The organism is Glycomyces salinus (assembly GCF_016428645.1).
GTDB classification, from domain to species: domain Bacteria; phylum Actinomycetota; class Actinomycetes; order Mycobacteriales; family Micromonosporaceae; genus Glycomyces; species Glycomyces salinus.
Genome location: NZ_JAELXW010000010.1, coordinates 94,352 through 107,137, shown reverse-complemented (window position 1 = coordinate 107,137; position 12,786 = coordinate 94,352). Strand labels below are relative to the sequence as shown.

Annotated in this window: 14 protein-coding genes and 1 tRNA gene; 7 read left to right on the top strand and 8 right to left on the bottom strand. The window is 67.9% G+C overall.

The features are described 5' to 3' along the window. The 4 genes from JFB92_RS04345 to JFB92_RS26460 all read left to right on the top strand — a co-directional run bounded on the left by JFB92_RS04345 (position 1) and on the right by JFB92_RS26460 (position 3,517). Positions 1 to 1,041 (top strand): ferrochelatase, encoded by a 1,041-nt coding sequence (locus JFB92_RS04345; RefSeq protein ID WP_199035232.1) that lies wholly within the window; start codon positions 1 to 3, stop codon positions 1,039 to 1,041. Positions 1,042 to 1,102: 61 nt separating this feature from the next. Further along, positions 1,103 to 1,540: an NfeD family protein gene (locus JFB92_RS04340; protein ID WP_199035231.1), complete on the top strand. Its 438-nt coding sequence runs from the start codon at positions 1,103 to 1,105 to the stop codon at positions 1,538 to 1,540. Beyond that, on the top strand, positions 1,540 to 2,589 hold the full coding sequence (locus JFB92_RS04335) for an SPFH domain-containing protein (RefSeq protein WP_199035230.1): 1,050 nt from the start codon (positions 1,540 to 1,542) through the stop codon (positions 2,587 to 2,589). The genes JFB92_RS04340 and JFB92_RS04335 overlap by 1 nt, the downstream gene beginning before the upstream one ends. 67 nt (positions 2,590 to 2,656) lie before the next feature. Next, on the top strand, positions 2,657 to 3,517 hold the full coding sequence (locus JFB92_RS26460) for a TrmH family RNA methyltransferase (protein ID WP_199035228.1): 861 nt from the start codon (positions 2,657 to 2,659) through the stop codon (positions 3,515 to 3,517). Here JFB92_RS26460 and JFB92_RS04325 read toward each other — a convergent pair. Further along, complete coding sequence (locus tag JFB92_RS04325; protein ID WP_199035226.1) at positions 3,466 to 4,563, bottom strand: C45 family autoproteolytic acyltransferase/hydrolase; 1,098 nt, start codon at positions 4,561 to 4,563, stop codon at positions 3,466 to 3,468. The genes JFB92_RS26460 and JFB92_RS04325 overlap by 52 nt on opposite strands. A gap of 46 nt (positions 4,564 to 4,609) precedes the next feature. Next, entirely contained in the window at positions 4,610 to 5,623 is a 1,014-nt protein-coding gene (locus tag JFB92_RS04320) for a phosphotransferase (protein ID WP_199035224.1), read from the bottom strand. A 156-nt stretch (positions 5,624 to 5,779) separates the two neighbouring features. Here JFB92_RS04320 and JFB92_RS04315 point away from each other — a divergent pair. Continuing rightward, positions 5,780 to 5,865: transfer RNA gene (locus JFB92_RS04315), tRNA-Leu, on the top strand. A 205-nt stretch (positions 5,866 to 6,070) separates the two neighbouring features. Here the strand turns inward: JFB92_RS04315 and JFB92_RS26455 are convergent. Continuing rightward, positions 6,071 to 7,615 carry a plasmid pRiA4b ORF-3 family protein gene (locus tag JFB92_RS26455; protein WP_199035218.1) on the bottom strand — a complete coding sequence of 515 codons (1,545 nt, stop codon included), beginning with the start codon at positions 7,613 to 7,615 and terminating at the stop codon, positions 6,071 to 6,073. After that, positions 7,612 to 7,854, bottom strand: a complete 243-nt coding sequence (locus JFB92_RS04305) for a helix-turn-helix domain-containing protein (protein ID WP_199035216.1) — start codon at positions 7,852 to 7,854, stop codon at positions 7,612 to 7,614. Before JFB92_RS04305 ends, JFB92_RS26455 begins: the two co-directional genes overlap by 4 nt. A gap of 80 nt (positions 7,855 to 7,934) precedes the next feature. On the opposite strand from JFB92_RS04305, the gene JFB92_RS04300 reads away from it, so the two are divergent. After that, on the top strand, positions 7,935 to 8,582 hold the full coding sequence (locus JFB92_RS04300; protein WP_199035213.1) for a hypothetical protein: 648 nt from the start codon (positions 7,935 to 7,937) through the stop codon (positions 8,580 to 8,582). A 54-nt stretch (positions 8,583 to 8,636) separates the two neighbouring features. Here the strand turns inward: JFB92_RS04300 and JFB92_RS26815 are convergent, their stop codons facing one another. Both JFB92_RS26815 and JFB92_RS04290 read right to left on the bottom strand, forming a co-directional pair. Beyond that, positions 8,637 to 9,152, bottom strand: a complete 516-nt coding sequence (locus JFB92_RS26815; protein ID WP_372451568.1) for a putative glycolipid-binding domain-containing protein — start codon at positions 9,150 to 9,152, stop codon at positions 8,637 to 8,639. Between the two features lie 11 nt (positions 9,153 to 9,163). Then, positions 9,164 to 9,688, bottom strand: a complete 525-nt coding sequence (locus JFB92_RS04290; RefSeq protein ID WP_199035203.1) for a hypothetical protein — start codon at positions 9,686 to 9,688, stop codon at positions 9,164 to 9,166. A 51-nt stretch (positions 9,689 to 9,739) separates the two neighbouring features. Here JFB92_RS04290 and JFB92_RS04285 point away from each other — a divergent pair, with 51 nt between their 5' ends. Further along, a complete protein-coding gene (locus JFB92_RS04285) occupies positions 9,740 to 10,258 on the top strand; it encodes a CGNR zinc finger domain-containing protein (protein ID WP_199035201.1) in 519 nt (172 codons plus the stop codon). 3 nt (positions 10,259 to 10,261) lie between these two features. On the opposite strand, the gene JFB92_RS04280 is transcribed toward JFB92_RS04285, so the two are convergent. Together JFB92_RS04280 and JFB92_RS04275 are read right to left on the bottom strand one after the other, a co-directional pair. Further along, on the bottom strand, positions 10,262 to 11,461 hold the full coding sequence (locus JFB92_RS04280) for a leucine-rich repeat domain-containing protein (RefSeq protein WP_199035199.1): 1,200 nt from the start codon (positions 11,459 to 11,461) through the stop codon (positions 10,262 to 10,264). After that, positions 11,458 to 12,786, bottom strand: a complete 1,329-nt coding sequence (locus JFB92_RS04275; protein WP_199035197.1) for an SDR family NAD(P)-dependent oxidoreductase — start codon at positions 12,784 to 12,786, stop codon at positions 11,458 to 11,460. Before JFB92_RS04275 ends, JFB92_RS04280 begins: the two co-directional genes overlap by 4 nt.

The window sequence follows — 12,786 nt, the reverse complement described above, 5'->3', positions numbered from 1 at the left end:
ATGCCAGACTACGACGCAGTCCTGCTGGTCTCCTTCGGCGGACCCGAAGGACCGGCCGACGTACTCCCGTTCCTCCGCAACGTCACCCGCGGCCGCGGCATCCCCGAGGAGCGCCTCGCGGAGGTCGCCGAGCACTACCATCATTTCGGCGGCATCTCGCCGATCAACCAGTGGTGCCGCGAAGTCATCGGCGCCCTGCGCGCCGAATTCCGCGCCTCCGGCATCGACCTGCCCATCTACTGGGGCAACCGGAACTGGCCGCCGATGCTGGTCGACGCGGTCACCCAGATGACCGGCGACGGCGTGAAGCGGGCCCTGGCCATCTGCACCAGCGCCTACGGCTCCTACTCCTCGTGCCGCCAGTACGTGGAGGACGTCAACGCCGCCCGCGCCGCCGTCGGAGAGAGCGCGCCGGTCATCGACAAGGTCCGCCACTTCTTCGACCACCCCGGCTTCATCGGCGGCTTCGCCGCCCAGCTGCGGGCCTCCCTCGACCAGATCGAGGACACCTCGAACACCCGAGTGGTCTTCACCGCCCACTCCATCCCCGCCTCGATGGAGGAGTGCTCCGGCCCCGAAGGCGCCCGCTACTCCGACCAGGTCGCCGAGGCCGCCGCGCTCGTGACCGAGCACGCCGGCTGGGACGGGCCCCACGACGTGGTCTGGCAGTCCCGCTCGGGCCCGCCGGCCATGCCCTGGCTCGAACCGGACATCAACGACCACCTGAAGGTGCTCGCCTCCGAAGGAGTCGACACCGTCGTGGTCAGCCCCGTCGGGTTCCTCTCCGACCACATCGAGGTGCTCTGGGACCTCGACAACGAGGCCGCCGAGACCGCCTCCGGCCTCGGCCTGCGGTACCTGCGGGCCGGAACCCCCGAGATCGGGGCCGACCTGGTCGGCATGTTCCGCGACCTGGTCGCCGAGCGAGTCTCCGGAGCCCCGGTCAAGCGCCTGGGCAAGCTCCCGGCATGGGACCCGCTGGTCGAAGGGTGCTGCCCGGCGCGCCGCCCGCCGGCCCCAGACAAGAACCGCGCACGCTGAAATGCGGGCCCGAGCCCACCGGCTCGGGCCCGCATCTGTGAATCGTGACATGCTTGTGAATGTGGAAACGTTCATTTGGATCATCGTCGCCGTGATCCTCGGCGTCGCGGAGCTGTTCACCGGGACCCTCGTGCTCGCCATGGTCGCCGGCGGCGCGGCCCTCGCCGCCGTCGCGGCCGCCCTCGGCCTGCCCCTCTGGGTCCAGGTCATCGCCCTCGGCGGAGGATCCCTCGCCGCCCTGTGGGGCCTGCGACCCTTCCTCAAGCAGGTCCTCTCCACGGACTCGAGCTCGCCGTCCCACCCGATCGGAACCAAAGCCATCGAGGGCTCCGAAGCGCTCGTGCTGGAGAAGATCGACGACAGCGGGGGACTGGTCGAGATCGCCGGCGACAACTGGACCGCCTACCCACTGGAGCCCGACCAGGTGCTGGAACCCGGTGATCACGCGACAGTGGTAGAAATCAAAGGAGCCACCGTCATCGTTTGGAAGCAGAGCTAATGGAACCGATCGGAATTCTCCTACTCATCATCGCGGTATTCGTGATCATCGTGCTCGCACGGTCGATCCGAATCGTCCCTCAACAGTGGAACTACATCATCGAGCGCCTCGGCCGGTACCGGCGCACCCTCGAGCCCGGGCCCCGTCTCCTGGTGCCCTTCGTGGACTCCGTCCGGGCCAAGGTCGACCTTCGCGAACGGGTGGTCAACTTCCCGCCGCAGCCGGTCATCACCGAGGACAACCTGATGGTCCACATCGACACCGTCCTCTACTACATCATCACGCAGCCGACCTCCGCGGTCTACAACATCGACGACTACCTCGCTGGCGTCGAGCAGCTGACCACCACGACCCTGCGCAACGTCGTCGGCGCGATGGACCTGGAGAAGACCCTCACCAGCCGCGAGGAGATCAACTCCCGGCTGGCCGCCGAACTCGACAAGGCCACCGACAAGTGGGGCCTCAAGGTCACCCGCGTCGAACTGCGCGCCATCGAACCGCCGCCGAGCATCCGCGACGCGATGGAGAAGCAGATGCGCGCCGAGCGCGACCGCCGCGCCGTCATCCTCCAGGCCGAGGGCACCAAGCGCTCCGAGATCCTGCAGGCCGAGGGCGAGCAGCAGTCCCAGATCCTGCGCGCCAAGGGTGAGCGCGACGCCGAGGTGCTGCGCGCCGACGGCCAGGCCAAGGCCATCCAGACCGTGTTCGCGGCCATCCACAACGCCAAGCCCACCGAGCGGCTGCTGGCCTACCAGTACCTCCAGAAGCTCCCCGAGATCGCCCAGGGCGACGCGAACAAGGTGTGGGTCATCCCCGCCGAGCTCACCCGCGCCCTCGGCAGCTTCGGCAACGCCTTCGGCGGTGGAGTCGGCGTCCCCCAGCAGGAGGACGAGGAGGTCGAGGTCGACACCAGCGCCCTCCAACTGGACGACGCGGCCGCCAAGGCCCTGGAGGAGGCCCAGAAGGCCGCCCGCGAAGTCCAGAAGCTCAGCGAGACCACCCAGCAGAAGAAGAAGTCCGGGACCGCCGAGCTCCCGCCTTCGGAGTGACACGGTGAAGGGTGGCCCGGGGACGGCGTCCCCGGGCCACCCGCCGCGCGTCGGGCACAATCGAGGAGTGTCCGACGAAGTCACCGCCATCGACGACCCCGACGACGAACGCCTGGGGGACTACCGCGCCCTGACCGACCTGGCTCTGCGCACCCGCTTCGAGCAGCCCCACGGCCTGTTCATCGCCGAAGGCCACCAGGTCGTGACCAGGGCCCTGCGCGCCGGGTACCGCATGCGCTCGATGCTCATCGACGCCAAACGAGCCGACCAGCTCGCCCACCTGGCCGACGGGGCGCCCTGCTACGCGGCCGGGCCCGAAGTGCTCGAAGCCGTCACCGGCTTCCACGTCCACCGCGGCGCGCTCGCGTCGTTCCACCGCAAGCCCCTGCCCGCGCCCGCCGAGGTTCTGGCCGCCTCCAATCGCCTGATGGTCCTCGAAGGCATCAACAACCACACCAACATCGGCGCGATCTTCCGCGTGGCGGCCGGGCTAGGCTTCGGCGGCGTCCTGCTGTCCCCGGACAGCGCCGACCCGCTCTACCGGCGCAGCGTCCGCGTCAGCATGGGCGAGGTGTTCGCCCTCCCGTACGCCTACCTCGACCCCTGGCCCGACGGGCTCAAGCAGATCGGCGACGCCGGATACACCCTCATCGGCCTCAGCCCCTCCTCAGGGGCGATCGACATCGGCGAAGTGGCGGCCGCCGAGAGGGCCCGCCCGGCCCTGATGTTCGGCGCGGAGGGCCCGGGCCTCACTCCGGCCGCGCTCGCGGCCTGCGACCGCACGGTCGTGATCCCGATGCACGCCGGGGTCGACTCGCTCAACGTCGCCGCGGCGACCGCGGTCGCCTGCTGGGAACTGGCGCAGCCGGCGCCCCGTCACAGCGCGACGGTGGAAAACTCCGACTCGCACGGCGGGCCCCACGTGTAGCTGAACCGCTGCGAGTCCAACTCCAGGTGGACCGCCAGCGCGGTATGCGTCCGCAGCTCCTCGGGGTCGGACTCGACCGGGTGGCGGCAGATCGCGATCGGTCCGCCGTCGTGGTCGCGCATGGCCGCGTGCAGCCGCTCGACCGACACCGGGGCCTCCTTGGCCAGCAGCGTCTCCATGCGCTCGCAGCGGTGAAACGTGGAGACCCGGCCGCTCTGGAGCCAGCTCTCGAACACCCCGAGCGCCTCGGGGTCGCGGAAGTGGTTGGCGTGGACCAGCGGCCCCTGCCCGGTCTGGTAGATCACGCGCGAGCCGACCGGGGAGGTCTCGACGGTGGCGACCCCGTCGGCGGCGCTGCCGACGAAGAAGTTGGCCGAGCAGGCCGGACGCGGCGCCAGCGCGTGCCCGATCGCCTGCTGGAGGTCGGTGGACTGGAGGACCCGCCAGGTGCGCAGGTGCAGCGGCACCGAGTCGATCCTCCAGTCGTCGACGCTGGCGCCCAACCCGTTGATGCACAGGCCGAGCCCGGCGCTGTTGATCCCGATCTTGGCCCCCGCGACCCCGGCCTCGGTGAAGCCGAGCACCGTGGTCTCCCCGGCCTTCCACTGGACGAGTGCGCCCTCGACACCGGTGAACCAGTCCCAGTTCTGCCCGATATGAGTTCCCCCATCGACGAAGACCCCGTCGGGGCCGCCGAAGGACGTGCACTCCCCGCGGATCGACTCGGCGGTGGGCTTGCCGAACTCGCTCCAGGCGCTGTAAAGCAGCTCATACCGGGCGTTCAGCAGGGCGATGTCGAGGATCTGCTGCCCCGAGCCCTCGGCGATCCCGTCCATGATCGCCCGGTACCCGGCGTCCTCGCGGGTGAACAGCCCCAGGAAGCGCTGTGCTCGCTCGGTGAGCTCGTTCTCCTTGAGCCCCGAGGTCAGCATCCGCGACCGGTACACCTCGATGTTGGTCTCGATCTGCCGCCGGAGCCGCCGACCGTGCTGGACCCCTTGGCGATAGGGGCTGCCCTGGAGGTGGAGGAGGGGAAGTTCGCTCATGGGAGCCATTCTCGCAGAGACCGCACCCGGATGTCACTTTGAATGACTAGCGGCCCATGAGTGCCTGTTCGACCTGCGAGTAGTGGATGGTCCACCATTTCACCAGCCCGGTCTGGCCCGGCAGCAGGTGGTCGCAGGCCGAGTTGTGCCGCACGTAGTGCCACTCGATGACCCAGTTGTCGGTCAGCCGGTCCCACCACAGCTGGTGCGTCGCGAGCCCGATCTCGGGCTCCCCGACGTCGAACGCCGACCGGTAGCCGCCGGCGAAGGCCCGGATGCGCTCGGTGTCCAGCCCGCGCTCGTCACCGTACGTGAAATAGAACACCGCGGCGCGGGCCATCTCCCGCGCATAAGAAGCCACGGTCAACCGGTCCCAGTCCAGGACGGCCGAAACCCGGTCGTCGGGGCCGTGCAGCACGTTGTGCGGGTGCAGGTCTCCGTGCGTGTATCCCACGAACTGCGGCGCCAGATCCGGGGGGCGCCGGTCCCCGAGCCTGACCAGCAGTCCCCGCTTCAACCGCAGGGTCTGCTCGGCGGTGGCCTCGAACCCGGTCTTGTCCCCGCGCCCGGCCGCGACCAGCTCCAACAGGCGGTCGACCTTGCCGAGCGCCGCGTCGGTGGTGGGCGGGTTCTCCGGTTTGGGAGGCCGGTCGGCCGGAATGGCGGAATGCAGCGTGCGGTGCAGTCTCCCGACGACTGAACCCAGCTCCCTGCATGCCTCCCGAGACATCGACAGGCCCGACCGGTGCCGCCCGCCGACCCACGGGAAGACCCCGAACTCCTCGCCCTCCAGCAGAATCGTCGACATCCCCGCCCGACTCGGAGTGGGCAGGACCACCGGCACCCCTGACGCGCCCAAGGTCTGCAACACGTGGAACTGGAACTGCAACTCGGAGCCGGTGACATCCCGGAACAGCTTGAGCAGATACGACCCGGAGGACGCGTCGACCCGCCAACTCCGGTTCATCAACCCGGTCTGGACCCGCTGCATCCGGTAGATCTGACCGAGGTCCCAATGTGCCAGCGCCGCGTCAGGGAGTCGAGGCGCGGTCACGGTCATGCCCCCAGCCTAGCCGCCGCGCACACCACCCCCCGACCGCGAACCCCCTTGCGCGTCCACCCCAGAGGTCGTGTAAAGTTTCATCTCGCGTGCCGGGGAGGCCTAAATACCCCACTGGCAGGCAAAACAAACTCCAGATAGACTCTGTGTGTGCCCGCGCGAGTGGCGGAATGGCAGACGCGCTAGCTTGAGGTGCTAGTGTCCTACTAATGGACGTGGGGGTTCAAGTCCCCCCTCGCGCACAGATCTTCTTAGCCAAACCCGGCAGGTAATCCTGCCGGGTTTGGTCCGTTTCGACGTGGCGATGGGGGTCGGCCCCCAAGTGATCGAAAATCGGGCCAGGAGCTGTTCGCGCATGACCTTCGTCGAGCACTCCGCGCTTTCCAGACTTCGGGGTCGTCGTGGCCGCCGACCAGGGAGACGCCGACTAGTGACGGGCGGCGCTGGTCATTGCTCCGTGCCGTCGTCGGCCCGGAGTCTGCGGTCGAGCTCGGCCGCGTCGGGCGCTTCGGGCAGGTAGTAGGCGCGGTCGTGCTCCCCGACGAACTCCACGGCCAGGGCGTGGTCGGGGTGAGCGGTGTCGGCGAGGGATTCGCGCAGCCACTGGTAGCGCCAGATCCCGCCGCAGTCCTCCGGAGGCGCTGCAAGTTGGGCTTTGATACAGCGCGGATAATCCGTGCCCGGCTCGGGCGGGCCGACGTGTTCGACCTTGACCGTGTGCTCCCAGCCGTCGCCGAAGTCGTAGGTGTACGTCAGCTTATCGCCCTTGGCGTGGAGGACCTGCTCGATCGTCACCTGGAACTCGTCGCCGAACGAGGGCTCCTGAGTAGAGTCGCCGAAGTCGCCGTAGGCGGTGTCGAACCGGTGCAGATGCCAGCCGTCCCAATCGAACGCGATCTGCAGGATGTCGTCCAGCCCGCCCAGCGTCGTGTCGCCGAGTGCTTCCAGGCGCCGCCAGATCGGTGGCTTGGCGCCCTTGATGTCCACCCGCAGGCGGTAGACCTCGGCGGGTCCGGTCCGGTTCGCCTGGGGCGGCAGCGGTGTCGTCCCGGGCTCGCCGCTAAGCATCCGCATCATCTGCGCGATCGACGGCTGTGCAGGGGCCAATTGTTCGCGCAGGTGAGCCGGGACGTGCTCACCGTGGCCGAGAGCCGGGCCCTGCAATCCGGCGGCGCGCAGCCGCATCGACAGCAGGGCTCCCAGCCCGATGATCTGCTCCTTCTCCAGCGGCCCGTCCTCGTCGGACTCCTCGTCCGGGTCGATCAGATCGGGTTCCTCGTCATCCTCGGCGAAATGCTCGAGCGCGGCCTGGAGCGCCCCGGTCAGGAACCGCCCGGCCTCTTCGTGGTCGAGCCGTTCCATCGCCCATCCCGAAGCTCCAGTGGAGAACTGGGCTTCAACCATGGTGAGGACCTCGTCATAGTCCGCAGCGGAGATCGGCTCGACCAGGTCGGCCGCGCCGCAATCGGCGAGATCGACGCCGACGCTGAACCCGTGGACCTCCCCCTCGCGGCGGAAGCCGGCCAGGACCATCGCCAGCGACGGCTCCTCAGCGGCCGTATACCGCAGGAACTCGACCGCCTCCACCGGGGCGCGCAACGACCCCACCCACGGCGGCTCGCTCGCACCGGCCGCGGCCACGCCGTCGGCCAGTTCAGCGGCGAACGACACCCGCCAGTCCGTATCGAGTTCGGTCATGAGACGCAGGACCGCCAGCGCGGCCGGGCCGCCCTCGGCGGCCAGGGCCTCGGCCAACCGCCTCGCGACGCCGGCCTTGGCGAACATGTCGGTCGCCAGCAGTGGCAGCAACGTGCCGCCGCCGACGCATTCGGCCTCGAAGGGGTCATCAGTCTGCGTCAGATGATCGCCCATGTCGATCATCGTCGGGACGAGCTCGCCGAGCATCGATTCGAACGCGGCCATCACCTGGCGGGCTTCGCTGCGCTCCTCGAGCCGCTCGATCCTTCGCTGGTTCCGTTTGCGTCTGCTCACCTCCGTACTGTATCGAGACCCGGCCGACCGCCCTGACGTCCGTAGCCGTGTTCGCGGAGGATTCGCCGGATGCTGCCGACGCTGATGTTGAACTTGGCCGCCAGGTCCTTCTGGATGGCTCCGGCGGCGTAGGCGCGGACGATCGTGTCGATGTCCTCCGAGGTCAGCCGGTCGTAAAGCTGCCATGGGCGTGTGGGGCCCGCCACGACTGCCGTATGAGAGTCGTCGAGACGAGTCACCGCCGGACCAGCTACCGCCGGTTTTGCCGCTGGGGCCGCCAATGGGGCCGCTAGGCGCGGAACCAGGGACATGACCTGCGGTGGCGGGTTCAGAGCGGCTTCAGGAGCTGGTTCCGGATGCGGTCCTGGTGGGTGGCTCGGCCGCGGCGTTGTATGCCGGGCATCGAGATTCGTATGATCACGACCGTGTGGTGGCTGACCTCCGAGATCGGTTCGATGTCGCGCTCGAGGCGTTGGAGTCCGAGGGAGAGTGGGTCACCAATCGGGTGCGTCCGGGCAAGATCATCTTCGGCAGACTCAGTGACATCGAGACTGGCGTGCGGCAACTGATACGCCGGCGGCCGTTGGAGACCGCCGAGATCGAGTTGGGCAGTGGCCGGGTGCTTCGGGTGCCCACACCCGCTGAGACCTTGCGGGTGAAGGCGTTCCTGATCGTGCGGCGGAACCAGACTCGGGATCATCTCGACGTGGCGGCCTTGAGCGCGCGTTACGGCATCGAGCGCGCGGCAGCGGTCCTGAGTGGCATCGATGAGTTCTACGCCGACCATCTCAGCGAGGAGGAAGGGGTCCGGTCGCAGTTGATCCGCCAGCTCAGCGAACCGCCTCCGGCGGACTTCGAGGTCACCGCCGAGATCGGAGCCTATCGCAACCTCAGCGTGCGGTGGACCGACTGGTCGAACGCGGTCGCCGCCTGTGCGGAACTTGCCGAGCAGTTCGCAAGGGGATGAGCGATGGCACTTCGATTTCGAATCCTGAACGTCTCTCCGGACGATCCAGTGGAGCTATGGCCGGTCGAGGCCGTAACCTGGTCGAGGCCAGGGACCGCCTGGGCGCCCTGATGAGCGTGGAGCGATGCGAGGACGGCGCCGCCCGAGACCTCGGTGAACCACCGTCGAATCGAACCGCAGCGGCTGAACCGATGTTGTTCTCCTGTGAACAGCGCAGGGCCGGTCATCTCCATGGGAACCACCGGCCGCGATGGCCCTAATTGGGGGAGCGTCAGGTGCGAAACGATCACACTGTTCACAATGGCTTAAGTCAATGGTCCATAGGTCTGGGTAGTCGGTGACGAGGCCGTCGCTGCTTGCCTCTAGATCGGCGCGGAAGCCTGCGGGCTCGTATCGGTAACCGGTTTCGAGTTGGGTGTTGCGCCATTGCGGGTCGCATTCGATTCGATAGGCCAGCCGGATCGGCACGCCCTCGGAGGTCGCGATGACGAGCCCGTCGGCGATGATCGCGTCGGCGGCGACGCACTGGTCGAGGTGCTCGGAGCCGGGCCACTGCAGGGCGGTCCACATGACTCGGCGGCTCATCCGCGGTCCTTGCGGCGGTGCGCGAGCATGTCCTGTTCCAGACGCCAGGAGCCGTCGGCATCTTGGATTCGACCCTGCCACTGGAAGCTGCCGGGGGTGATGTCGGTGAAGGTCCAGCGCAGTGGGCTGCCGTCGACGTCGGGGCCGTCCAGTCGTATGCCATCGTCGGTCGCCTTGGCGGTCAGGGTGATCCGGGTGTTCGAAGTCGCACCGAGCCAGTAGACGCTCCAGGTGCCGGTTGCGGCGTCGTATAGCCGTATAGACGTGCCGATGCCCCGTTCGCCCGGTCGCGCGCTCCCCGCATTCGGGTAGGTGAGGAGGTCTTGGACTGCCCGTCCGTCGAGAATCCAGCCGAACGACCAGGTCCCCGGTTCGTCAAAGGAGACGTCGCCTTCCTCGTTGAAGAAGCGGACGCGCAGGTCCCAACTCCCTATGAACTGGCCGAAGAGCGAGAGTCCGGACCCGAGGCCCGGGTGCGGACCCGCAGCGTGGAGCTCAGCCAAGTGATAACCAGCTATCATTTTCATAGGTTAGCACGAGTCGGATGGCTTGTATACCGGTATGATTGTTCGGTGGTTAACAGTTCTAGTGGTCAGGAGGCCCCGGATGGCCTCGAGGCGGTTCGCGGCCTGCTCAATACCTGGTTGATCCCCAACGACACCCGGGAACCTGAGGACCACTTCGACGAGTACGTCGAACGATCGGGAGCGTCGCGATCGCAACGGAGTCGGCTCAAGGCGCTTCGAGACGATCTACGGTCGGCGGTCGAACGGTCCACCGACACCGCGGAGATCGTGAACCCCTGGATCGAGCGACTGGCGATTCAGCCGAAGGTGGGGGAGAACGGACTGCACTTCACTCACAGCTCCGGCCTTGCCGGGGATCTGGTCTGCGCGGTGCTGGAGGCTGTCGCGGCCGCACGCTGGAATCGGCTCAAAGCCTGTCCGGACTGCCGCTGGATCTTCTACGACCACAGCCGCAACGCCAGCAAACGCTGGTGCCTGATGACCGCGGGCGGGCCCGACGGCCGTTCATGTGGCAGCATCGCCAAGGTCCGCGCCCACCGGGAGCGGGCCCGCTCGAGTGAATAGCGCTCATCTCGGCAGCGGTGAACGGCTTCCGCCGGCCGCGCTGCGGTGGAGACTGGTGATGGCCTTGGCGTCGGCACTCGGGGTAGGCCGGAGCGGCAGGTGTTCGCAAGGCGAGTTGAGTCGGGTGCGAATGCTCGCCGCGATGCCCTTGCCGAGCAAGTAGCGCGTAGGCGTTTGCGCGTGCACGGCGAAGTCCAAGAGGCGTTGCGCCTCGCGGCTGCGCATGCCGGTGTTCGCCAAGGCGAGGTGCGTCATGTGATGTGGCGCTTTCGAGAGCGCCCTGCCGATCGATTCGGCGGCCGACTCGTCGATGCGGTTGTCAGCGGCCGAGAGTGCATTGGCCGCCTTTACTCGGCCGAGGTCCAGCACTTCGACTCCATTGGCGACTCCCGCAATGATAACTCGCGCGCTCGCCTCTGGGCCGATCCCGTTGCTGGCGAGCGATAGCCTCTTGAGTCTGCCGTACGGCGCCGCCTTGAGCGCGCGTCCGAATTCTTCCGCGCCGCGATCACCCAGCCCTGCGGCGGAAACGTACAGCTCCGATACGGCTCCGTTCGCGACCAAGGGGGCCAAGGCGGCGGCGCCTTTCGTCCCGAGCCGATTTCCGCTGACATAGAGGCGCTCAACGCCCTGCCCTCGATCCGAGGCGGCAAGCAGAGTCGGTACGAGCACACCCGCGGCCTCAGCGTCGATTCCAGTCTGCACGAGATCGAGCGTTCGAAGGCGCTCAAGGCGGGACACAATGCCGGTCACTGCTTCGGCGCCGGCCGGCCCGATCGGGTTCCGTTTGACCCACAACCCGGACAGGACTTGAGGGGAGGCCAGAAGGTTGTCCGCAAGGCGGCAGGCTCCCGCCGCCGTGATGCCGTTGCAACCCAGATATAGCGTCTCGAGTTCCGCAGACGACGCCCGCTCCGAGACCGCGTCGGCGCCGAGATCGCCCAGTCCGTTCGTGCCGAGCAGCAGGTGCCGTACCTGCCTCGGCCGAAGCGCCTCTGTGACACGGGCTGCCCCGTTGGGCCCGAGCGCCTGTTTGCACAGGTCGAGACGGCCGTCTGGCATTGCGGTGCCGGCGGTGAAATCCAGCCGCCGCGCAGCGGGATCGCCAGATTCGAGCCACCTGATCAAGTCACCGAGTTCGACTGCCGCGCGGGGAGCGACAGGGCCGATCCCGGCGAACGTTTCTGTGGGTGCGTCCGTCACCAGTCGACCTCTCTGTAGTCCTTGAGGAGCACACCCGCCACAGGCGAGCCCGCCTCGCCTCGCACGATGGGGTCGTAGACGCGTGCCGCCCCGTCTACGATGTCCAGTGGGGTGCGGAATCCGTTTGCCGCCATCCGCTCTCGCTTCGGAGCCGGATTCTCGTCGGTGATCCATCCGGTGTCGACCGCGCACATGTAAACGCCTTGTTCGACGAGACTTGGTCCGCTGGTGCGGGTGAGCATGTTGAGCGCTGCCTTGGGCATGTTGGTCTGCGGGTGGCGCGCGGTCTTGTTGCGCACCGCGAACCGGCCTTCGACGGCGGTGACGTTGACGATGTAGCGCCGGGAGTGGGAAGACGCGGTCAAGAGCGGCAGGAGCCTATCGCACAGCAGCGTGGGAGTGAATGCGTTGACCAGGTAGGTTTCGAGGATTTCAGCCGGATCGAGGGCACCGAGTCGCGCAGACCAGGAGTTCGCCGTCGAGTCGTCGGGCAGCAGTCCGGCGGCGTCGACGTCGGATGCGACCAGATCGAGCGCCGCGGCGGGCAGGACGCTGACTTCCGGGGTCCGGTAACCGGGTGCGCTCCACACGTTGCGCGCGGGGAGCGCGGCGAGCTCGTTCTTGATCAGTGCCTGGTAGCACTCGGCGGGGCGCCGCAGGGTCTGTGCGGCGTTGTTGACCAATATGTCCAGCGGTCGGCCCCGCGTCAGCAGGCGATCGCACAAGCCGAGGACCTGGCGGGGATCACGCAGGTCTATCCCGACGATCTCCAGACGATCCGACCACTCCTCGCTGCCCGGAACGCTATGGAATCTGCGAACCGCATCGTTCGGGAACCTGGTAGTGACGGTGACTTCAGCCCCGTCGCGGAGCATCATCAGCGCCAACTCGAAGCCGATCTTGACGCGGCCGCCGGTCAGCAGGACGCTGCGCCCTGTCAGGTCGGTGCCGGCCTGCCGGCGTATCGAGTTCTCGGACGCACAGGGTGGGCAGAGCTGGTGGTAGAAACCGTCGACTCGGCGGTAGCTGCGCTTGCAGATATAACATCGGCGTGGCCGCGCCAGCGTTCCCGGACGCCCCGGCGCGGCCAGGGGAGCGTCGGGCCGTCGCTCCAGATTTCCGGTGGCGGTGGAGGCAAGTGTGTCCCCGTCCGTGGCCGCATCCTGCTGCGCACGCGACTTCTTGCGCCGTCGTCGGCCGTCCCGCACGAATGAGGCGGCGACCTGTTCGGCACGAAGCCTGGTCCGGTCATCGGCCGGCAGCGAACGCAACTTGGCGACCACCGCGTCGAACGCCTCCAACTCCGCGTCTGTCGGCTCGTCCAT

What these genes read in the sequence shown, in the direction of transcription:
- JFB92_RS04345 (WP_199035232.1), top strand. Translation starts at nt 1, where the DNA reads ATGCCAGACTACGACGCAGTCCTGCTGGTCTCCTTCGGCGGACCCGAA.
- JFB92_RS04335 (WP_199035230.1), top strand. Translation starts at nt 1,540, where the DNA reads ATGGAACCGATCGGAATTCTCCTACTCATCATCGCGGTATTCGTGATC.
- JFB92_RS04325 (WP_199035226.1), bottom strand. Translation starts at nt 4,563, where the DNA reads ATGAGCGAACTTCCCCTCCTCCACCTCCAGGGCAGCCCCTATCGCCAA.
- JFB92_RS04320 (WP_199035224.1), bottom strand. Translation starts at nt 5,623, where the DNA reads ATGACCGTGACCGCGCCTCGACTCCCTGACGCGGCGCTGGCACATTGG.
- JFB92_RS26815 (WP_372451568.1), bottom strand. Translation starts at nt 9,152, where the DNA reads ATGTGGACCGCCCTGCAGTGGCCCGGCTCCGAGCACCTCGACCAGTGC.
- JFB92_RS04290 (WP_199035203.1), bottom strand. Translation starts at nt 9,688, where the DNA reads ATGATAGCTGGTTATCACTTGGCTGAGCTCCACGCTGCGGGTCCGCAC.
- JFB92_RS04275 (WP_199035197.1), bottom strand. Translation starts at nt 12,786, where the DNA reads ATGGACGAGCCGACAGACGCGGAGTTGGAGGCGTTCGACGCGGTGGTC.